A 21,819-nucleotide genomic window follows, 5' to 3' on the forward strand; every position below is an offset into this window, starting at 1 on the left:
AATCTCCGGCGACATAGCTACAAGCTGGAAAGCACTCGTAGGTGTCGTGACCTTACTAACGTAGCCTAGTTAAAGACTTAGACTGGCTATCTCGTCCACCTTTGTCCAGTGTTTAGCGGATAGCGAACTGTTATAAAAACTTTTGGCTATTATATCATTTCTACTGGGTCTCAAGTGTAAAGGTGAACGGGAGGGCGATCGATCGCAATTAAACTCGATCGCCAACGCCCCTAAGTAGGGAGCCAGAGGCCATCGGCATAGGGCCCGACCTCTGTCCAAGGGCGATCGCGCTCTAACTCTTGACTCGCTTCTACCAGCCATCAGGGCTCTTCTATAGTGCATCCCCTCTCACTTCTAGCTTGCTTAATCCTTTCTCGTCCCTCCTCAGAGGCTTTGAGGGTCGTCGAGGCTTTGAGGGTCGTCACTGTATAATTTACTTATTTATTTGTCAATGTCAGTTTTCGATCGGTTTAGCGATCGCCAACTGAGTTTGTCAAGACGCGAGCAACCAAGAGACAATGATAAGGACTACAACGGGAGCATCCCTATTTCGTAAAAACCGTTCGTTTTTTGTGCTTGAGTGCGATCGTCCCCCACAGCTAAGCCTGTATATGCCAAATTGGCTCTATATTTCCAGGGATCGAGATGTTCGCACTCCAGTCAAAGAAAGCCACTCCTTTTTTAACTAAAAAATTACCCATTAAATAATGACAAAGGATAGCAACCAAATGAGAGATAACATGGATGACATTCCGTCGGGTGGGATAGGCATAAAAGTCCTTGGCAAAATAGCCGATCAGCTAAGCTATACCCGTACTTATGACAGTCGAAACTGTTTGTTCCTGATGAAACATTATCAGCCCCAAGACAGCACTCAAGCTAGTGGTGTTAAGCGACCGATCGATGTTTTAAATAAATGGTTTCAAAAACAACGAGATACCGAATCCGAGGTCAGTTCAAACCAGCCACTTCAAAAAATCAGCCTTACAAGTAATTCTGATATCAAGGCGGTTGCTAAAGTTTTATCTTGGGTCGATCAATTAGAGCATCTACAGATTCCAGAAGCAGTTTTTCACCAATGGAAACTTGCAACAATCGAAGGATTTACAAATGCTGTTCGCCATGCTCATAAAGACCTGCCATTAGCAACTCCAATCGAGTTGGAAATAACAGTATTTCCAGAACGCCTAGAAATCAAAATTTGGGATTGTGGGAAGCCCTTTGACTTGGAAGCAAAACTGCAAGGAGAATTGGCAGAAACAAGTCCGTTTACCTGGAACGAGCTGGGATTTACCCTTCGCTAACATGACTGTACGCACGGGTGACCACAAACCGGGTTTTTTACGAAAAGATGCCTTTTAACCTGCATATTAAGGAAAAAACGCGGTTTCTTTGGTCTATTCCTAAGTCCTAAATTTACCATGAAAAAAGTTTTTTGTCATGACTGCTAATGCAAATGGGGAGACTGCTTCAGCATTGTTTGAATAATTCTAGCTCGATACAGTTGAGTTGACATTTTTAGTCCGAGGGACGAAGCAGTCGCAGTATTTATTTTTCACAGCTTTTTATGTCCAAAATAGTCTTAAATCAAGCGTATTAGTGTATCTGTGAATAAACATTGTCTTATAAATATATGTCGGTACAAATTTGATTAAATTCGCAATTACTAAATTGCAGAGATGGGTTCGCAGACATCCATCAAACCCACAAACAATCTCATAAACTCGCCCTCTCTTTGCCATGATTTACATCAACATCCTACTACGAATTAGCGGTACATTTTTATTTAAGTCCACGCAGCTATATACACAACCCGAAAACCGAGGACGTTAAAGTCGATGTCCGGCGCATCGTAGTAGCGAAAAGCAGAGCGGCAGAGCCACGGACTGAGAAACCACGAACCCCCGCGCAGCATTCGAGCTTGGTAATCCTCATTGGTATTGACCAATAAATCAATACTGTTTTGATAAGGACGATCGTGTCTTGAAATGAAAAGCTTTACACTGTAGGAGTTCCAGCATATCTTGGCATACCTCATCTTTCTGAGAAAGGCTATATACATACAATTCTGAGCGCCGCAATTATCTGTCGATCGTTAAATATTTCCAGCCTGTACTACCTCAACATAGCACTCAAGCTGGTCGTTAGAAGCGATCGAGCGATGTGTTCGGGATTATGGTTACAGGTTCGATCGCAATTCGCGATCGGAAAACTGGGCGGTTGAAACCGCGTCGATACAAACAAAACCCATTCCAAGCGGGTTGAAGTTGAAGAAAACCCGGCGGTTGAAACCGCGTCGATACAAACAAAACCCACTGCAAGCGGGTTGAAGTTGAAGAAAACCGCCGTCCGATCTTATTTTGTCAAAAACCGATTTTCCCACGTCCCATCGGGCAGCCAGATGCCTCCTAGGGTACGAACGCGATCGGGTACCATGCAGTATGTCCAAGCTGTGCCTAAGGGTTTGAGGTGTCGATCGCAAATTTCGATTTCCTGCCGCTGATATTCGTTTTCCGTCGATTCCCGCAGCGGATGATAGTCTTCCAGTCTGTCTAAATCGTCCAAAATAGCGGAATTTGCGAAACAAAGCAGAAAACCATAGACAGTGCCCTCTCCGACCACCATTGCAGGATAGCCGATCGGCAGTGCAAAAAGTTGGCCGCGGGCGATCGCGGGCAAAGCATCCACAACCTTTCCCTCGCAGTAGCGCAGATAGTTGCACTCCCCCGGTTTGAGAGTGCCGTAGACAAAGACTTTCATCGGGTAGGGCCTAATCGCTAGTTTTTGCTATATTAGATGCCTAAGCTAATAGTTTAAGTCTCGCGGGCGATCGCGACCGCAATCTTGATAAATTTCGTTGTTTACCCTTTCTTATAATTCATGACTCTAGCAGTTAGTTTTATTGCTTTTGGACTTCGGCCCTTGTACCTGAGCTCTTTTTTGCCCGACTTACCCCTAGACGGCTTGTTTTCCACTCAAGGGATCATGGTGATGCTGCTAGCCGCCTATGCGGGGGCGATGTGGATGTTTCTCACCAGTGCTCCCAAGGTACACACGGTGATGGTATCGGATCTCGCACAGGCGAGGGAGTTCTATGAAGGTATGCTAAGCCTTCCTGTAGCAGAAGTGCCGCTGCATTACTACTACAATTACGAACAAACCTTGGGGACAACGGGTATCGACCCCCTGTATTTGTCGCCCAATGTCGGGAGGGGAACGAGCTCTCAAACGATGGGGAGTCCCGAGGGTTTGTGGTATCAGTTGATGAAAAATACGCAACTGCACATTATTAGCGGGGCTGGCGCAGGCGAAAAAAATCGCGAACGTCATGTTTGTTTCGATCGCGATTGTTTGGATCAGCTATTAATGAGAGTACAAACTCGCGGGATTAGTTATAAAATTCGCCGGGAAAAGCCGCTTAATTTTTTGGTTAAGGATTATGATGGGCGCGTGATTGAAATGGCTGAGGTTAGTAATTAGATCGGAGTAGGCGGTTGAAACTCGGCGGTTGAAACTCGGCGGTTGAAACCGCGTCTATACAAACGATGTCCGCCTCCGCGGACTGAAGATAATAACGTAAATTAAACGGCCTGTCTTCAACCCGCGGAGGCGCGTGAGTGTCTGTGTAGCCGCGGTTTCCAACCGCCCGGTTTTCTGCGTTTATGCTTTGTCAATTAATCTTAGCTTCAACATTGGATTTTTCCGCTGTCGCCGCTGCTTTAATCTCTGCAACTGTCTTGCGGCTGAAGAGTTGGAAATACGAAGAAACAAAGAATTCTTTAACTGGGAAAACGATCAAAGTCAAAGGATTAATCGTCACGATGATGTTACGGACATCGGCTTTAGCTTGTTTGACAATTTGCTGCGCTACCCAGTCAGGAGACATAATGCCGATCGGGTTTAAGTTGCTTTTGAACGGCCCTAAAATCAGTTTGCGGACGATACAGGGCGCATCCAGCCGTCGCAGAGTGACTAAATCTCCCAGGGCACGCTTGCTGAGTTCGTACAGGGGACTGACAGCGGGAATCACTTCGGCTTCGGAAGTGTTGATCCAAACTTCTTTGCAAGCTATATTTTCATTAGTGCGAACTGTTAAGAAAAACAGTTCCATCAGCCGCCATGCCGAAAAAGTGTTAATTTCGTAGGAATTTGCGATCGCCTCTCCGGTTCTTTCTTTCTGTAAATTAATCCCGTGATTGATGACGAGAATATCAATTTTTTCTAACAATTTAGCTAAATCAGCCTCTTCGCCAGCCTGCCAAGTTACGGTTTTTACAGGCAAAATCTCGCCGTCTACATTCACAGTAATTTCCTCATTTCCAGAGGAGAGGGCGATAACTTTTGCACCAGCTTTGTGCAGGTGTTTCAGAAGCAAACGCCCCAATGTTCCTGATGCGCCGGTGACGGCGACAGTTTTGCCTTTGAGAGAAAGTGCTGTACCCATAAGTTTATCTATTAAGGTGAAAGTACCGCAATAGTAAGCATTTTGATTGTCGAAATGATGCTTCCAGTGGTAAGGTTTATTCACAAACCATTTACCGGGGATAGTTTGGAAGTTTCCCGGTTGGTGGGTGATGTCGGTTAACTCGTCTGCGCCTTTGATTCCGATCGCGCGGGCGATCGCACTCAACAAAAAGCTTAAAGTATAAATACAACCCGCTGCTGCGCCCCAGTGATATTGCGGCAACGCAAAATAAGCTAAAACCCACAGCAACAAGCCCAAAACCATCATCGCCGCAGCTTCGGGCACATCGTGACGCCAGTGCGCTTGCTTGTAAATTGTCTCGCTGACGGGCGTCAAATTCGGGCGAAAAACCCGGTGATGCCAATTGTGCAGCTTTTGCAGTGGCGGCACATAATGAGACGCGACGTGATAAAAGTCTCGGATGATTTCTGCCCAAAAGACAGAAGCTATTGCTACAGCGCCGACTATCCAGTAATTTACCATGCTCGCACCAGTTTGAAATTTGAGATATTAGATGATTGTCTGCTTTGAAAGATAGCTCAAAATGGCTTTTCTCGCTAGTCTGGCAATTGACTCAGGCGTTTTAAAATCTGCAAAACGCGGTACAATTCATTGCCGGGATTGGAAACAACAAATTCAGGCGATCGGGCATACTGCAAAGTTTCGCCTCTGACTAACTTGACAAAAGAGAAGTTAGCACCTGTGGAAATCATCCCAAAAGTAGGAGTTTCTGGATTCGGATCTGCCAGCATATATGTCAGGAGTTGGGAAAGTGCTTCGTCTGTTGAGAAAGCAAGTTGTTTGGATTCAATTACTGTCACCCATAGGTTTGCTTTCATAATTAAGATATCTATTCTACCTTCGATGATTCTGCCTTCGTCTTCTTCTTGAATGGCGATCGACTTTTCGGCTTTGACTTGAAAAGGAGACTCAAAGAGACCGGCAATAAACAAAATCGGGCTGATGATTGTTAGCTTGACTGCATTCTCCAACACAGGCGGGGTGTCTACTAAGTTAAAGTATATGTCTTGAACGCGATCGAGCAATTGTTTCTCCGAGTCTGTTACTTCGGGCAAGTTTTCTTGCCATTCTCGGAAAAACTCTTGATTCCGCACTCGCTGTAAACCGAAGTTGTCGATTAAATAGCGGAGGTTGATATCTCTTGCTTGTAGTTTTTGCATGATGATTGATAAAAGTTTTTATGGTTATTCATAAGTTTAGCACGATCGGGATTTTGAACCGCAGATAAAGGCAGATTAACGCGGATGTAGGCGAAGCCTTCCCGAAGGGTACGCAGATGAGATACAAGGTGTGTTTATTGGGATTTGCGATCGCCCTTTTCCTGTTTTTGGGCTGCTTGCATTTCCAGTAATTGCGGTACGGTGACAAAACGGTATCCCTGCTGTTTGAGTTTGGGAATAATTGCAGATACGGCCTCGACTGTTTGCTGGCGATCGCCACCACCGTCATGCAACAATACGATCGCCCCTGATGTCGCTTGAGACAGCACAGTACGGGCTATAGCAGCCGCCGGAGGTTGCGAAAAGTCCTTAGGATCGATCGACCACATCACCACCACATAATTTTTCTTTTTGGCGTAATCCGCAAAACCGTTATTTAAGCGCCCACCGGGAGGACGAAACAACAAACTCTTCGCGCCAGTCGATCGATAAATATGAACGCCAGTATTATCTATTTCATCCGATGCTATTTTTTCCGTGACATTGTGATAAAAGTGATGCCAAGTATGATTGCCGATCGCATTTCCGGCCTTTACTACTTGTTTGGCAATTTCGGGATACTCTCGCAAATTTGCACCCAAGCAGAAAAATGTAGCAACCGCATTATGTTTCTGCAATATTTTTAATATTTTCAAAGTTTCCGCAGTTGGGCCATCATCAAAAGTCAGGGCAATAACTTTTGAGTCGCTGATACTTGCTTGGTAAACAATTTGTCCGCGAAATTGCGCCGGTGGTGCGAATACTAAAGGTTCTACGACAGGTTTCGGAGACGGAGTTGCGGCGGGAGAAGGAAGTATTTGGGGTTTGGGTGGTTTCAGCAGGTTTGGCGGGGGATTGCCAAAAGGGGGGATTTGGGCTAACGAATTTGAATTCGCAGTTTTTAGGCGATCGGGAAATAGCAAAATTAGGGCGAGCGCTACGACAAGTATAAAGGTTTGAATTGCAGATTTTTTAGTAAATTTGCGAGTCATGCACTGTACTATTTGCTGTTAACGATCTAATTATCGCTTACAGCTTTGCCAGCTTGAGAGTTGGCTAAATTAATTTTTGTTTAAAAACAGCGATTTACGCCACGCCAAAACCTTCAGCTAAAAGTTTGGCGAATCTTAAAATTATTGTATTTTGGGGCCAATATACCCAATGATTATCTTTCCCGGCCCTAATTCTGTGCAGAAATGAAGTCGCCAAGCTCCCGGTGTCATGCGGACGTGCAAACTGAACATACGCTTTGTTCCGTCAAGACATTTAATATTTAGTTGCTCTCTAAACTGCTTAAGCCTTGACTCGCTCTCTGGAGATACCTTGCTAGGAAGCTTCTCTAAATCCAGCGCTCCGTCTGTCCAATTTTTGGATAATGCCTCAAGCTCAAATAACTTTCTGACAATTTGTCGTAACATTGTTGGATCGACAACGCTTTGTATCTGTTCGCTAAGGCGATCGCAAAATTCCAGGCTGGAGAATAACTCAGCTCGACGGTTCCAAAGCTCTAAACCGTCAATAACTCCTGTTAGCTGGCGCTTTTGAATCCAATCATCGTGTTCGATAACGTGGTTTTTCTGACTAGCATGAATAACCTCTACAATTTCTTCTATCAGCTCCCCACTCTCATCAATTTGTGTTAGTTCTAACTTGATGCGACTGCTATTCCACAGCAATTCAGAATTCAGACTAATTGCCAGTGTTTCAAGATAGTGAGCAACTTTAAACCCTTCGGCTTGGCTACCCTGTAAACTTAACTCACAATTTGGATCTTCAACTTTTATTTTAATCTTTAGATCGGAAATATCAACGGATAAAGGAGTCTTAGTTGCCAGAGTTCTCAGAAAAGTCCGCTCATCTCGATTAACTTGATTATCGTTACGCCAACTAGCAAGAGGATAGTTTTCTGCGAGAACCATAGCATGAAAATCTGCTGGAATGCGAATTGCCTTCAGCCCACAGCGTTTAGCTTCAAGCATCGTACTAATCAATTCCGACATCCATTGTCGTGCTATAGAAATATCAGGAGCAAGATTTCGCGCGGACAGTTCATTAAACACCATCTCCAAATCCATTACTTACTCTCCTTGCACCGCAGGTTCCAACAAAATCTCCAAGCTATTGTCCCACTCATCAAAAAAACCATCGGGCCAGCGATCGATTCGTCCGTTGCGATCGATCTTTGGAGATATTACTTCAGTCATAGCTTGTTGTTCTTGATTTTGACGCTGGAAGTAATGCAACTGAACATCTTTCGGATCAAGTTTCCCCCCGTGAACCGCTAGGCGAATCCCATTTAAAACATGATCGCTGTGAGTTTCTATCACCACTTGAACGCCACCGCTAGCTGCCAAAGCTAACAATTCACCCATTTTAACTTGTCCTTTGGGATGAAGATGTGCTTCAGGATTTTCAATTAAAAGTATTGTACCCGGTGTTGATGCAAGTGCCGCTACAATAATCGGTAAAGTGTAGCTAATTCCAAATCCCACATTAGTTGCACGGTAAGGATTGCTATCTCCATAGGAATATTGAAAACTCATCAAATCGACATCCGATTTGGCATCAATTTTAAGGCGCGTCCCTGGACTAATTTCTCCCATCCACGCCTCAACTTGGTCGATTAAATCCATTGATTTATTCGCATTCTGTGCCAAATTTTGCCTTTTCAACTTTACATCGGGATGGCTGAGATTACTATTAGGGATAGTCGCACGCGCATTAATAGCAAGAAAATGTGCAGCATATTCGCCTTTAATTCCCAGTTGACCGAGCTGTCGTACTTGGTAATCAGACATTTCATTAAATGGGCGCGGCCCAAGCCTTTCTGCCTGAAGATAGTGAAAATCATTGCCAAAAAGATTCGATTTATAGACTTCAGAGCTAACTGGTTCCGAGTCAATGTTTAACACATCTACTTCTCTGTCATATTTGAAACGCCATGTCGCTTTGTTATTATTTTCCCAAACAATGCCAAAACCAATGAAGTCTTCTTTTGCTCCCTCAAAAAGTGCGTCTCTAGCAGTACCGATATTCACAAAATAGCCATTAAGTGCCAACCCTTTTTCTGGCAGTAAACCCTGTTGGTAAGATTGTCTTAGCAGTAGGAGCGATTGCATAACAGAAGATTTACCCGTGCTGTTCAAACCGGAAAATAACGTTAATTTTTTGAATTGCAATAACTGATTCGCAAAAGGTTTAAAGTTGAGCAAGTGGAGCGAAGTAATCATGTCAACACCTCCTGAATTATTTGTTCAATTATCATAAATCTGTACTCGATTTTTTCCGCTGCTTGAGAAATAGAAGTCAGAAAATCTCGATCGCTATCTACATAGTTTCTAAATTTTTCAATCAACTGCTCCTTTTGCTGCTTCAATATATCAAGTTGTTCGTCGCTAAGCAAACTGAGATTAACAGACCAAACTTCAAACAATGCTTTATTAATCGGAAACATTTTTGTTTGGTGTTGGGAGATTTTACGAAACGCATTTTTCCCAAAGATTTTCCAGGCTGCTACCATAGCTTTTATGAAATTATTTTCAATTACTTTTAATTCGGGTTCCGACATATTGTTAATTTTAGATAATGCTTTACTTAAAAACAAATTTCTCTTTTCAGATTGATAATCTTTATAAGATGTAAGCGTAAACGCTAAAAAACCTAGTATGAATTCGCGATCGTCCATTCGCATTTTACGCAACTTACTCAGCTTAGTAACTTGCTGGAATTCAGTAGATATAGCAAGTTTAGCTAAGAATTTTGTTGCCTTACCGGGGTTGAGAGCATGGCGCAGTTCTTGAGGAGACATGGGCAATCCACCTGTATTAATTCGTTTGAAAATATTATATTTAACTTCAGGAGGAGTACCTTTTTCAATCAAATAAACTGTCACCTGAGTCTCTTCAATTCTTCGCTGGTATCTGCGTTCTATTTCATCGTAAGTTTTGTCCTCTAAATTGAGCAGGTATTCTAGTCCGCATAACTTGAGTGTTTTATCGCTCATAAATTGCTTCAGAGCAGATAGCCGCTGCAATCCATCCACAACTAACCATTTATCTTCATCAGTTGCATCTATATAAAAAGCTGGTAATGGAATCCGAATCAGGATAGATTCAATCAGTCTGCTTTTTGCGTCATCTTTCCAGATGTTTGCATGACGCTGAAAGTCGGGTGCTAAGTCAAGAGCTTCCTCATTGATTCTTCTTAGGAGTTGCTCGATGGTTGGTTCTCTGGTGAAAATATTAATTTCATCAGGATCGTATATCAATTTGTCGGTTTCATAAAGTTCATCACCGTTATCTTCTTCTTGACTCAAATTTAAGTCATTAATCATTGAATCTTGGTTGGATACTTGCTGTTCTAGTTCTGGCTGACCTACCATAGGAAATACTCCTTTGTGTTAACTTTTATTATAATTCCGTATTGTCCTAATAAAACTTGGATGACGCTGCGCTCCTAACAGGAAGGAACATTTCCAAAAATTATCGCACAAATTGCCGCTTATAGAGACGCTACGAATTGCGTCTCTACAAATAATTAGACTACAACCGGCAAGTTTGCCGCGCCCTTTCATCCTCCGGTTCTTGCCACCCAAAAGAAAAATGGCTCACCGCATTAATTTGCGGCGTTGCAGCACGAATTGCCCGCATTTGAATCTCCAAAGACGGACGATTTTTCAGAGATTTTCCCCAATCTCCGGCAATAGCAGGAATGATTTTTGCTCCCGGAGGCGCTAAACTCAACGTCCGCTGCACCTGCGGCACAATGCAGCTTACATTCCCACAATTGCCGTAAGACATCGCGTGGAATTCCACCCCAGCCGGAAACCTGTCCCAAGGCTGCAATCTCGAATCAAATCCCCCTTGATTTATCTTTTCATTTCCATTAGGAAAAAACACCGCTCCTACAGGAATCCCCATTCTTTGAGCTGGTTGAGTCGCCATCCCAAAAAAATCTAAAATTCCTTGGACTGCGTGAGCAACGCTCAGTTGCCAGAGGTCTTTTTGCAGAATGCCGGTATCGGGAAGCGGCCGTGTTGGTGTCGGTTTTGGTGTGGGAGTTGCAGGGTTTTGCGATTTGGTAGCGGGAGTTATTGAAGCTGCTTTTGATGTGCTATTCCCTCTTCTAGAAGCTGGAGTTGCTACTGGTATCGCTCGCGGAATTCGCCCCTGCCAAAGAGGTTCTTGCTCGGTTGGATACTGTTTGACTACTGCTTGAACGTCATTAGTATTGATAAATCCTTTAGTCAAATATCGCTGAATTAAATCTCGTCCTTGCTGATTGTTAGCCCGCTGTAAAAGCATTTGCTGTGATGCTGAACCGTAAATCCACAAGTCTTGAACTTTGGTAGCAACTGAGGCAGGCCCGACGCCCCGCACATAACGAATGTAGTCGAATAACATTCCTTGCGGCCTGCGCTTGACTATTTGATTTACTAACAAACTATAGTCTTGCTTTGCTTGCGGATTGTAGGGATCGACAAAGGCGTGGGTGGCGTGACTTTCTCCGGTTTGGTCGTCTAAACCTGCGTCTTGAATTACTGTTAAACTTGTCTGATTTTTGCCGTTGAGGGCGAGGGTTTGCTGTCTGTCGGAACGCTGAGCATAGGTATAGCCAAAGTTCATGGTAAATAACCAGGCGTATACTTTTAATCCTCGCTGTTTGCCTTTGGCGATCGCCTTTTCCAACAAATCATACTTTTCGTAGCCGCGATTTCGCAAAACCGAAGGCCAAGCAGTTGGATTATCTGCGGCTGGGAGGAGCACTTGACCGTCGTAAAACACTTCGACGTAGACTTGATTGTAGCCTTTGTTGACAACTTTGTCTAATACGCGATCGATCTCTCCGGGCCTGACATCGCAGGGATATAAACGCAACCAAACTGCTTGGGTTTCGGGCCAAGTTTTTTGGCGGCATTCTGCGATTTCCCGTGCGTGTTTGCTCAAGACGGCAAAATATGCTTGCTGGGATTCCGGTTTTCCTGACAGGGCGGCGCGGCGCAAGTCTTCTTTTTGATTGACTTGCTCTTTGGATAATTGACAATAGGCTGATGTTTCGGCAAAAGCTGGTTGATTTTCGATAAATGGCAAAACAAGCTGGCTGATGAAGCTACTGGTTAAAACAGCAGTTACCGCACTTAAACAGCGTCGCTGGGATTGAAAGTTGGCGATGCGAGTTGGTGCAATTTTCATGGGATAATTGAATCTGGTTTTTTAGTTGAAATTGGGTGGCGATCGCATTTTTGGCGATCGCGCAGACGCACAGCTACAAATTTTCTACTTTTTTTTAGGTTTACCCCGTCCAACAACAGGTGCAAGCCCCCCAATCGAGTTGTGGAGAACCCTAATCTTAGATCAAAGTTAAATTTCCCAGACTAATCTGTGGAGTCAGTCAATCTCAAATCTAAAATGGACTGACCTAGTTATGGCACAAGTCGATCGCACAATGCAAATGTCAATGGCGGCTAACCCTACAGCAAAATCCTGCAAAAAAAGCGCCTGGGTACAGCCGGCGCTAAAAGCAGTTGATATTTCTACTAAAAATTGTTGATTATCAAATATTAAGGATAAAAGATGAATTATTCAAATTATCTTTTATCCCTAATGTTTGAGATTAAGCTCCTCTATTGAGAGCAGATTCTACTTGCTGAAATTCCGACTCAAGACGTTTTTTCAACTTTTCAGGAACGGGACGGTTTGGATAGGAACTGTAATGTCCAGCCAAAGAGTTTAATGCCGTCCGCATTGTGGTGAAAGATGCCAGCTTTGTAAGAGCGGGATCGCGGCGGTATGCTGCGAAAAAATCATTGATACTTGTGCGAGCAGTGGCTTGAGCGGCTGCTTTTTCCGGCGTGCCTTCTGGCAAAGTAAGCGCTGTTCTCAAGCTGGTGACTAATGCTAATGTATCTTTGCTGTAGTCTCCGCTCAGAGTGGCAGGAACATTGGTACAGCCTGCTACGCCGATGACAACAACTAATACCAGAGCTAACAGACGGGAAATGTAATGCTTCATAAGGCTTAGAAAAATGGAGGCGAAAGCGGCAATCAAAATTAACCTTTATCCTATCTCGAATTGACCTAATTATGTCAACTTTTCAAGATTTTTGCATGGATACCATGAAAAGTAAAATTTGTCAATCTCACATAGATTGATATCATATCCGCTCGAACGACCACAATCAAATTGGTTTGATCGTTCGGGCTTTAGTCCGCATCCACTACTAGGACTAAAGTCCTCACTACAAACTATTTTTATTAGGGATAAGTGAGCAGACATAATATGATTTATCAATCTCAACTCTCAAATCTAAAATTGATTGATTTGTCCGGAAACGACGGATAGAATTTGAGTCTGGCGCAGCCACTGACTGTCAAAAGCGCCTAGGTGAGTGGTAGTAATCAGAGTTTGAAATCGTTCTTGAATTGTTTCTAAAAGTTGATTTTGGCGGCTCAGATCGAGTTCTGCAAGTACGTCGTCGAGCAATAGTAAAGGTGCTTCTCCCACGACTTCTTCAATAAGCTGCAATTCGGCTAATTTTAATGCTAGTACGAGAGTTCGCTGCTGGCCTTGGGAGGCGTACTGACGCGCTGGGGTGTTGTTAATTGTAAATGTAATGTCGTCGCGGTGCGGGCCGACTAAGGTGGTTCCTTGAAATTGTTCTGCGATCGCCCTTTTTTGAATTTTCTCTAAAAATGCTTGCCGCACTCCTTCGAGATTGTCTTTACCGATTAATTCCGAGCTGACTTCAATATTAGCATCGTATTTGACATCTAAAACTTCTGTGGAACCGCTAATTGAACCGTGCCAATTGCGCGCTAAAGGCATCAAACGTTCCAAAATACGATCGCGCCTGCGGATTACCCGAGCCCCGGCTGTCGCCAACTGTGCGTCCCACAAGGCTAATTCTGAACTGGGAATGGGGGATTGGGCATTGGGCATTGGGAATGGGGCATTGGGCATTGGGGATTCTGCGATATTTTGGTCTTCGGGAGTTTCAGATCCGATAAATCGCATTTTGTCCAAACTTTGGGAAAATTCTGTTTTTCTGGTTTCTCTAGAACGTTTTAACAGAGCGTTTCGCTGGCGCAAAATTTGGTTGTACTGGTGCAAAATGTGAGCGTAAATCGGCTCTAGTTGGATGACTAGCCGATCGATCCAGTTGCGCCTTCCTTCGGGCCCGCCGCGCACTAAGTCTAAATCCAAACAGGAAAATTGTACTACATTGATGACGCTCAAGAAGTCTAAATGGCGGCGCAGCGGTTCGCCGTTGAGCTTCAGGCTGCGGCGCGCCCCGGAGCGCAGTGTTAAAGATAAGTCGATCGCTCCGGTTTGACGTTCGAGTGTAGCATCTATTTGGGCGATCGGCTTTGAGTCGAGGATTAAGTCGCGATCGCGCGATACTCTGTGGCTTTTTAATGTCGAAAGCAACTCTACCGCTTCTAACAGGTTAGATTTTCCTTGGGCGTTATTTCCTACTAATATGGTTTTGGGAGCGTCAAAGGCTACCTTTTGATCGAAGTAGTTGCGAAACTGCCGTAGGTGCAGTGTTTTCAAATACATAATATTGTTATTGGTTAGTTGTTATTCGTTATTAGTTATTGGTAATACAGTCATCGTAGGGTGTGCATTGGGCACCTTACCTAATTCAAGGGCAAATCGGTGGAATTCCATTTTTTGCGGATCGTTGTGCTTGCTATGACTTGATGGTGTTGAAAATCTTGCCAAGTGTCAGCGACCTAACGAATAATGAAACAGCGCTCATTATCCGTCAGCCGTTAACACTATTTGCGAGCTTTGTATAAGCGCACGAACAGTTTTTCCATTTCAATCCAGACAAACATTAGGGCGCTGAATCCGAAGCAAATCATCAATTCAAAAGGCGTTAAATAGTGAGTTCCGAAAAATGCTCTCAGCGGTGGAACGTAAATCAACATTAATTGCAAAGCAGTAGTCACAATCACAGCTCCCCACACAAAAACATTAGTGAAGGGATTTAACTCGATCGTTAGCTGAGTGTTAGATCGAATTGCGATCGCATGACCCATTTGCGCTAAACACAGAGTAGTAAATACCATGGTTTTCCAAGCATCTGGATCGCCGTGTCCGGGAGTGTGAGTATATCCGTAAGCCCAGGACATCATCGCGATCGTCAAAATTGCAAAGATAATCCCGATCCGAATCATGTAAGAACCCAAACCCCGGGCAAAAATACTTTCGCGCGGACTGAAAGGAGGTTTTCTCATCACGTTTGGTTCGGCTGGTTCCACGGCTAAGGCCAAAGCCGGAACGCCATCTGTTACTAAGTTCATCCACAAAATTTGGAGGGGCGTCAGCGGTACTCCTCCCAAACCCAATAAAGGTGCAGCGGCAATTGTCAAAACTTCGCCGATGTTGCTGCCCAAAATGTACTTAATAAAGCGGCGAATGTTGGTATAAACGACTCGCCCTTCTTCGGCGGCGGCGACAATAGTTGCGAAGTTGTCGTCGAGGAGTACCATATCGCTAGCTTCTTTACTGACATCGGTGCCGGTAATCCCCATTGCAATGCCGATATCGGCTTGTTTCAAGGCGGGCGCGTCGTTAACTCCGTCGCCTGTCATGGCGACAAATTTGCCTAAACTTTGCAAAGCTTGGACAATCCGCAATTTGTGTTCGGGGGAGACGCGGGCGTAAACGCTGACGTGTTCGACTTGTTGTTTTAGTTGTTCTTGACTGAGCTTTTCTAATTCTTGACCGGTGAGAACTCGATCGCCCTCTGTCGCAATACCTAAATCGTAGGCGATCGCCTGTGCCGTCAACTGGTGATCTCCTGTAATCATCACCACCCGAATCCCTGCATCGCGGCACTTCACCACGGCTTCCCGTACTTCCGGGCGCGGCGCGTCAAGCATACTGACGAGTCCCAGCCAAATCATCTCTTGTTCGCTGATTTCCTCGGAACCTTCGGGCGGCACGTTTTCCCAGATTTTGTATGCAAACCCGAGGACTCGCAAACCCCCGCTTGCCATGTTATTGTTTTCGGCGAGGATGCGATCGCGCATTTCCTGGTTTAAAGGTTGTACTCGATCGCCGACTATAATTCCTTGACAGCGCTCCAAAGTCAACTCGGGAGAACCTTTCGTCAGCATCAAATAATTCTGCTGCTGTCCGTTTGGTGCGGGAAAGCCCGAATGTCCCGAATGTCCGGGTACTTCGCAAATTACGCTCATCCGCTTGCGTTCGGAAGAAAAAGGAAACTCCGCCGTGCGCGGCAGCAATTGAGACTGTTTTTCCCTATAAATGCCTGCTTTTCCCGCTAAAGATAGCAGAGCTCCTTCCGTAGGATCGCCCAAAATCTTCCATTCTTGCTGTTCGTGCTGCAATACTGCGTCGTTGCAAACTGCACAAGCAATTAATAAAGATTCGAGTTCTGGATATTCTTCTAAATTATTAATTTGGGTCGAGGTATGCCGATCGGTAAAATCTCCGATCGGGGCATAGCCGTCGCCTGCAACACTGATAGTGCAGTCGCCTGTAGATAGTAGCTGCACTACCATTTTATTTTGAGTCAGAGTACCTGTTTTGTCGGAACAAATGGTTGTTACCGAACCCAAAGTTTCTACAGCCGGCAGTTTGCGAATTAGAGCGTTTCGCTTCACCATCCGCCTAGTTCCCAGCGCCAAAGTAACTGTGACGACGGCCGCAAGTCCTTCGGGAACGACAGCCACAGCCATGCTGAGAGAAACTTCTAACAATTCTTCAAATCTGCTGGTATCGAACCCAATGCTGCCGTTGTTGAAGGTAATCATCCCACCGATGACGACAATTGCCACTAAGCCTAGGGCGCCGGAGACTAGAACATTTCCCAACTGTCCCATCCGCTGTTGTAGGGGAGTTGGTTCGGTTTCTACTGACTGAAGCATGGCGGCAATTTTGCCCAATTCCGTTTGCATTCCGGTGTTGGTGACGATCGCCTTGGCCCGTCCCTGAACAACTTCTGTCCCCTGAAAAATCAGGTTGAGTCGATCGCCCAACGAAGCATCTTCGGGAAGTTCGAGATCGGCTTGTTTGGTAGCTGCGATCGCTTCTCCCGTCAAAGCAGATTCTCTGACTTGCAGGTTGGAAGCTTCGATCAAGCGCCCGTCTGCTGCTATTTTTACCCCAGCCTCCAACAGCATCACGTCTCCGGGTACGAGTTCCTTGGCTGCGATTTCCGAAGTTTTGCCGTCCCGCAGGACTCGGACTAGGGGGGAAGAGAGGTTTTTGAGGGCTGCGAGGGCTTTTTCGGCACTTTGCTCTTGGAAATAGCCGAGAATGCCGTTGAGTATGACGATCGCAAAAATGGCGATCGCATCTTTCGGAAAAGTATTTGACCTGATATCTAAGAATGCAGAAACCACCGCCACACCTATCAGCATCAACAACATGATGTTGGTGAACTGATCGACAAAAATCGACCAAGCACTGCGGCCTCCTGTTTCTTCGAGTTCATTGGGGCCGTATTGCTGCAAGCGTTCGGACACCTGTTGGCTGCTCAAGCCCCCGTCTTTGTTACTGCTTAGCTGCTGGAGGGTTTTATCAATTGGTACGGTGTGCCAAGAAGATGGAGAATTTGAAGACATAAATTACGATCGAGCATGGGGCAATTAGGGGACTGCGGCCGAACAAGTTACAGCCGATGAATGTGGCTGATGGCAGTAAAAGAGTTTTTAGTTTTGAGTTCTGAATCAAAAACTGCTGAACTTGAGACTCGTATTGGGCCCCGGTTCGATGCCGAGAGAGCAGGAAGCTGTCAACTTCACTGCGTCTGGCGGCTCTCTCGCACCGTTTGTAGACCTACCGCTGATAGCACTTATCCACCTTACAACTAAAAATTAGCAATTTCTCCGGCTTTTACCCAAGACCCAGCGGCTGAGTTTTGTCTTTAAATGGTGATATTTCGTTCAAAAGCTGAGGTTGTGCCGATCGCCCTGCCAATCTGTTGGATTTTACCAACACCACATTCTGCCGACATCCTGCATCGGACATAATTTTTGCTTTTTTCCCTATTCCCCCGGGCTTGTTTTAGCAAAACTTAAATTTTGTTAACTTTTCTTCACTATTCGGCTTTGCCCTGGGAAAGCCAACAGAGGCGATCGGCCCACGGGACAATTCAGGGCGATGGCAGAGTGACAAAAAGGGCGATCGAAGCCAACTCTAGACTTATGTTGTGCTGCATTTGAATTCTATATTTCAAGGGATCGAAACTCGTCAAATCCTTTCCCTGTCTGCCCTAATCCCCGAATCCCATCGGATTTTCTCCCCATCGAACCCTCGAATATCACAGACAATCTCTCGATCGGCAGTTTACCGCTGCAATCTGGCATCTATCCCAGGGATTAGATTTGCCACCACTTGCCCCACATCGATTTACCTTCTCACAGAAATAAGTTTTCGTAATAATTTGTAATAAACAAAGAGGAACCAGCATTGTATAAAGGTTATCAGAGGGTTGAAACGACAGGCGAAAGTTAACAAAAACACTGATTGACAAGGTTTGTCGCATCTCATAAAAGATGTAAAATTTTCTAAGGTTTCTTAAATGTCCGTTGCAATGTCACAATAGTGAAGGTAGCGGAAAGGGAGAGATCGAGCCGGCCAGCGCAGTAGCTGGCGTCAACCTTCAACCCTTGCAGGCCCAACAGCCTGAACAAATTTAACTTAACGGTTTTATACCGCAACCAAACTCAATTAACTCAAAGTAGGAGAGTTCGTTCATGTTTGACGCATTTACAAAAGTGGTTTCCCAAGCAGACGCTCGCGGCGAATTTTTGGCTGCTGGCCAACTAGATGCTCTCAGCAGCATGGTTTCTGACGCCAACAAGCGGATTGACGCAGTAAACCGCATCACCGGTAACGCATCCACAATCGTCGCTAATGCAGCTCGCTCTTTGTTTGCTGAACAGCCTCAGTTGATCGCCCCCGGTGGCAACGCATACACCAGCCGCCGCATGGCAGCTTGCTTGCGCGACATGGAAATCATCTTGCGCTACGTAACCTACGCCACATTTGCAGGCGACGCCAGCGTTTTGGACGATCGTTGCTTGAACGGTCTGCGCGAAACATACCAAGCTCTGGGAACTCCAGGTGCATCCGTTGCAACCGGCGTACAAAAAATGAAAGAAGCAGCGATCGCGCTTGCTAACGACCCCAACGGCATTACCCGTGGTGATTGCAGCTCGCTGATGTCCGAAATCGGCAGCTACTTCGACCGCGCAGCTAATGCAGTCGGCTAAAAATAGCGAGCCCGAACATTTCTTCCTGTAAAGAAGCGAGCGATCGCATTATTTGCAAGCAATCATTTTGGTACAAACAAAACAAAACATTAGGGAGACACCAGAACAATGAAAACCCCTTTGACTGAAGCAGTAACCGCCGCCGATTCTCAAGGCCGCTTCCTGAGCAGCACCGAATTGCAAGTAGCCTTCGGTCGTTTCCGCCAAGCAGCAGCAGGTTTGGAAGCAGCCAAGTCTTTGAGCGCCAACTCTGCGCGCTTGATCGACGGTGCAGCTCAAGCTGTGTACAACAAGTTCCCGTACACTCAACAAATGCAAGGGCCAAACTACGCTTCTACCTCAACCGGTAAAGCTAAGTGCTCCCGCGACATCGGCTACTACCTGCGGATGGTAACCTACTGCTTAGTTGCAGGCGGCACAGGTCCAATGGATGAGTACCTGATTGCAGGTATTGACGAAATCAACCGGACATTTGAATTGTCTCCTAGCTGGTATGTTGAAGCTCTCAAGTACATCAAAGCCAACCACGGTTTGAGTGGCGATGCTGCAACTGAAGCCAATTCCTACCTCGACTACGCAGTCAACGCTCTAAGCTAGATTTGCGTGATGCCCGGAAATGTAAGCTGCTGTTAGCTTGAGTGTTAACTGTTGTTTACGATTCCGGGCATCTGCGATCTTAGCGGAGTCTTCCAAATACTTTTTTCAGAACTTTTTAGTTTTTCAAGCATGAAAAGCAGAAAAGTTAGGAATAAAAGCATTTGAAAAAGCGAGACGAGTAGAACTGCGCCCTCGGTGGACGCAAGACGATGCGAAAGCAGTAATTTGTGTCGCTTACAGCCAAGTTTTCGGTAACGAGTATTTAATGTCGAGCGAACGAGTTACCAGTGCCAAATCTTTCCTGCTGGAAGGGCAGATTTCAGTTAAAGATTTTGTGCGGGAGTTCCTGAGTCCGAAACTTATAAAAAAAGTTCGGCAAGCGGAAAACGAGCGAGTCTTTAGACCTTCCATGAAAGCGGCACGGGCGGTTTTAACCGCCGTGAATCTTTCTTGATTTTTCACATTTTTAGCAGTGTAAAAAGGGCTTTTGCCGTTACACTCTATTGTTGGGATGGATACACAGGTGCAAACCTGAGAAGCAAATTCCTACCATATATTAAAGGTACGCGGGGACTCTCGCGTTACCAAGGGCTTAGCCCCTTAAACGCTTGAGGAGCTTGCCCAAAGGCAAGGATAGCAGCCCACCATTTTTTGGTAAGAGGATTGCGCCCAGGAACCCTAGCAATAGGGATATTAAGAACGAAATTTCTTAAGAATCTCAGTCGCGAAGAGCGCTGAGAGTGTCAACGGAAAAAGTTTTTTGAATCGAAGGTTCGGCGGCTAAGTTTTCACCCCAAGTGCGGTGTAGAACTACCGAATATCTCGTGTCTTACGATCGACTTTCGACCCGCTTGCAGCAAATCAACAAACGTGGTGGCAAAGTGGTAAGTATTACCACAGCTTAAAGTTTGTATGTAAAGATGTTTTTTGAAACGTCTTTAGCAAATTAGGATTAATTGATGTGTACATACAAGCTGCGCCGGGAGTGCACCCAAATTTGACACATCTTGGCCTTAGTCCTAAAAATCTCAAGTTCAACCAAGCTTTAAATTTTTGTTATTAATTTAGGAGAAAATCTGGTGGCTATTTCCACAGCAGCGTCCAGACTGGGAACATCCGCATTGAGCGATGCGCCGAAGGTAGAATTGCGCCCGAACTACACCAAAGACGACATTGAAACTGTGATTCGTGCAGTTTACCGTCAGGTGCTGGGCAACGACTATTTGATGAAATCCGAGCGCCTGACAAGTGCTGAATCTCTCCTGCGAGACGGCAGTTTAACGGTGCGAGAATTTGTGCGGGCAGTGGCAAAATCGGAACTGTACAAAACCAAGTTTTTGTACAGCAGCTTCCAAACTCGGACGATCGAACTAAACTACAAACACTTGCTCGGTCGCGCTCCCTACGACGAATCTGAAGTAATTTATCACTTAGATTTGTACCAAACAGAAGGCTACGATGCTGATATTGATTCTTACATCGATTCAGTAGAGTATCAAGAAAGTTTCGGTGATAATATCGTCCCTTACTACCGGGGCTTTAACACTCAGACAGGTCAAAAAACCGTTGGTTTTACCCGGATGTTCCGGCTATATCGCGGCTATGCCAACAGCGATACATCTCAACTCGAAGGAAATAACTCCCGCTTAGCTGTCGAATTAGGCACTAACAGCGCTACTGCTGTAGTTGGGCCTTCTGGTGGCAACGAAGGTTGGGCATACCGGTCTTCGACACAAAACGTAACTCCCAGCAGCGGTTTTGGTGGTGCGGCAGCTTACGGTAAAGAAGGGCGGCTTTTCCGCGTTGAAGTGTCGGGCATTCGGACGGGTGGCTATCCCAGGGTGCGCCACAGCAGCAAGGCGTTTATCGTACCTGGTGAGGATTTGTCCTCGCAAATGCAGAAATTTCAACGCTTGGGCGGGAAAATCGCCAGCATTACTCCAATTTAGTCGTTAGTCATCAGTTATTAGTGCTGTCCCCGCTCGCGAACAGTAGTCATCGGTCGTTAGTCATTAGTAAATTTACTAGAGATTAATGGCCATTGGCTAAGGTCTAATAGCTAGTGTAATCCGACTAGATGCAGAAATCAATTTTTTATGATTGTCCGGTTCTGTGCGATCGCAGAATCATTGCCTGCATCATCGTCGGATCATAATTAATAGCAAAGTCCGCTAGAACGGGCGATTTTAATCGCCGAGTTTCCCCAACCCGCGCAGGCGGGTTTCGTTTGTCTAGACGCGATTTCAATCGCCGAGTTTCCCCAACCCGCGCAGGCGGGTTTTGT

21 protein-coding genes are annotated in these 21,819 nt (G+C 45.4%); 8 read left to right on the forward strand and 13 right to left on the reverse strand.

Annotation, left to right across the window (positions count from 1 at the left end; genetic code table 11):
• Positions 1–740 precede the first annotated feature (740 nt).
• On the forward strand, positions 741–1,304 hold the full coding sequence (locus JGK14_RS19955; protein ID WP_293189833.1) for an ATP-binding protein: 564 nt from the start codon (positions 741–743) through the stop codon (positions 1,302–1,304).
• A 482-nt stretch (positions 1,305–1,786) separates the two neighbouring features.
• Here JGK14_RS19955 and JGK14_RS19960 read toward each other — a convergent pair whose 3' ends face one another.
• Together JGK14_RS19960 and JGK14_RS19965 are read right to left on the reverse strand one after the other, a co-directional pair.
• Complete coding sequence (locus JGK14_RS19960; RefSeq protein WP_293187195.1) at positions 1,787–2,062, reverse strand: SUMF1/EgtB/PvdO family nonheme iron enzyme; 276 nt, start codon at positions 2,060–2,062, stop codon at positions 1,787–1,789.
• A 293-nt stretch (positions 2,063–2,355) separates the two neighbouring features.
• Positions 2,356–2,760 (reverse strand): gamma-glutamylcyclotransferase family protein, encoded by a 405-nt coding sequence (locus JGK14_RS19965; protein ID WP_293206923.1) that lies wholly within the window; start codon positions 2,758–2,760, stop codon positions 2,356–2,358.
• Positions 2,761–2,880: 120 nt separating this feature from the next.
• On the opposite strand from JGK14_RS19965, the gene JGK14_RS19970 reads away from it, so the two are divergent.
• Entirely contained in the window at positions 2,881–3,480 is a 600-nt protein-coding gene (locus tag JGK14_RS19970; protein ID WP_293144617.1) for a glyoxalase-like domain protein, read from the forward strand.
• Between the two features lie 190 nt (positions 3,481–3,670).
• On the opposite strand, the gene JGK14_RS19975 is transcribed toward JGK14_RS19970, so the two are convergent.
• From JGK14_RS19975 to JGK14_RS20025, 11 genes are all read right to left on the reverse strand, one after another.
• Positions 3,671–4,948, reverse strand: a complete 1,278-nt coding sequence (locus JGK14_RS19975; RefSeq protein WP_293189835.1) for a bifunctional sterol desaturase/short chain dehydrogenase — start codon at positions 4,946–4,948, stop codon at positions 3,671–3,673.
• Between the two features lie 74 nt (positions 4,949–5,022).
• Entirely contained in the window at positions 5,023–5,646 is a 624-nt protein-coding gene (locus tag JGK14_RS19980; protein ID WP_293184168.1) for a restriction endonuclease subunit R, read from the reverse strand.
• Positions 5,647–5,780: 134 nt separating this feature from the next.
• On the reverse strand, positions 5,781–6,677 hold the full coding sequence (locus JGK14_RS19985) for a polysaccharide deacetylase family protein (protein WP_293189837.1): 897 nt from the start codon (positions 6,675–6,677) through the stop codon (positions 5,781–5,783).
• A gap of 141 nt (positions 6,678–6,818) precedes the next feature.
• On the reverse strand, positions 6,819–7,760 hold the full coding sequence (locus tag JGK14_RS19990; protein WP_293189838.1) for a hypothetical protein: 942 nt from the start codon (positions 7,758–7,760) through the stop codon (positions 6,819–6,821).
• A 3-nt stretch (positions 7,761–7,763) separates the two neighbouring features.
• The gene (locus JGK14_RS19995; RefSeq protein WP_293189839.1) at positions 7,764–8,915 is read right to left on the reverse strand and encodes an AAA family ATPase; all 1,152 of its coding nucleotides are present in this window, start codon (positions 8,913–8,915) and stop codon (positions 7,764–7,766) included.
• A complete protein-coding gene (locus tag JGK14_RS20000) occupies positions 8,912–10,066 on the reverse strand; it encodes a DUF262 domain-containing protein (RefSeq protein ID WP_293189840.1) in 1,155 nt (384 codons plus the stop codon). The genes JGK14_RS19995 and JGK14_RS20000 overlap by 4 nt, the downstream gene beginning before the upstream one ends.
• Before the next feature lie 160 nt (positions 10,067–10,226).
• The gene (locus JGK14_RS20005) at positions 10,227–11,876 is read right to left on the reverse strand and encodes a family 10 glycosylhydrolase (protein WP_293189841.1); all 1,650 of its coding nucleotides are present in this window, start codon (positions 11,874–11,876) and stop codon (positions 10,227–10,229) included.
• 421 nt (positions 11,877–12,297) lie between these two features.
• A complete protein-coding gene (gene psb27 / locus JGK14_RS20010) occupies positions 12,298–12,696 on the reverse strand; it encodes a photosystem II protein Psb27 (protein ID WP_293184160.1) in 399 nt (132 codons plus the stop codon).
• A 294-nt stretch (positions 12,697–12,990) separates the two neighbouring features.
• Complete coding sequence (locus tag JGK14_RS20015; protein WP_293184158.1) at positions 12,991–14,244, reverse strand: DNA replication/repair protein RecF; 1,254 nt, start codon at positions 14,242–14,244, stop codon at positions 12,991–12,993.
• 221 nt (positions 14,245–14,465) lie between these two features.
• Positions 14,466–17,285, reverse strand: coding sequence for a cation-translocating P-type ATPase (locus JGK14_RS20020; RefSeq protein ID WP_293184156.1), 2,820 nt, complete (start codon positions 17,283–17,285; stop codon positions 14,466–14,468).
• A 271-nt stretch (positions 17,286–17,556) separates the two neighbouring features.
• Positions 17,557–17,691 carry a hypothetical protein gene (locus tag JGK14_RS20025; protein WP_293184154.1) on the reverse strand — a complete coding sequence of 45 codons (135 nt, stop codon included), beginning with the start codon at positions 17,689–17,691 and terminating at the stop codon, positions 17,557–17,559.
• A gap of 53 nt (positions 17,692–17,744) precedes the next feature.
• Between JGK14_RS20025 and JGK14_RS20030 the strand changes: the two genes are divergently transcribed.
• From JGK14_RS20030 to JGK14_RS20055, 6 genes are all read left to right on the forward strand, one after another.
• Complete coding sequence (locus JGK14_RS20030; protein ID WP_293184152.1) at positions 17,745–17,885, forward strand: hypothetical protein; 141 nt, start codon at positions 17,745–17,747, stop codon at positions 17,883–17,885.
• A gap of 534 nt (positions 17,886–18,419) precedes the next feature.
• Positions 18,420–18,938, forward strand: a complete 519-nt coding sequence (locus JGK14_RS20035) for a phycocyanin subunit beta (protein ID WP_293184150.1) — start codon at positions 18,420–18,422, stop codon at positions 18,936–18,938.
• Between the two features lie 108 nt (positions 18,939–19,046).
• Entirely contained in the window at positions 19,047–19,535 is a 489-nt protein-coding gene (cpcA, locus tag JGK14_RS20040; RefSeq protein ID WP_293184148.1) for a phycocyanin subunit alpha, read from the forward strand.
• 223 nt (positions 19,536–19,758) lie between these two features.
• Positions 19,759–19,989 (forward strand): phycobilisome rod-core linker polypeptide, encoded by a 231-nt coding sequence (locus JGK14_RS20045; RefSeq protein ID WP_293184180.1) that lies wholly within the window; start codon positions 19,759–19,761, stop codon positions 19,987–19,989.
• 370 nt (positions 19,990–20,359) lie between these two features.
• The gene (locus JGK14_RS20050) at positions 20,360–20,440 is read left to right on the forward strand and encodes a phycobilisome linker polypeptide (protein ID WP_442921467.1); all 81 of its coding nucleotides are present in this window, start codon (positions 20,360–20,362) and stop codon (positions 20,438–20,440) included.
• Between the two features lie 174 nt (positions 20,441–20,614).
• On the forward strand, positions 20,615–21,484 hold the full coding sequence (locus tag JGK14_RS20055; RefSeq protein ID WP_293184144.1) for a phycobilisome linker polypeptide: 870 nt from the start codon (positions 20,615–20,617) through the stop codon (positions 21,482–21,484).
• Positions 21,485–21,819 lie beyond the last annotated feature (335 nt).

Origin of the sequence: Microcoleus sp. PH2017_28_MFU_U_A (genome assembly GCF_020738035.1) — a bacterium.
Lineage (GTDB): Bacteria > Cyanobacteriota > Cyanobacteriia > Cyanobacteriales > Microcoleaceae > Microcoleus.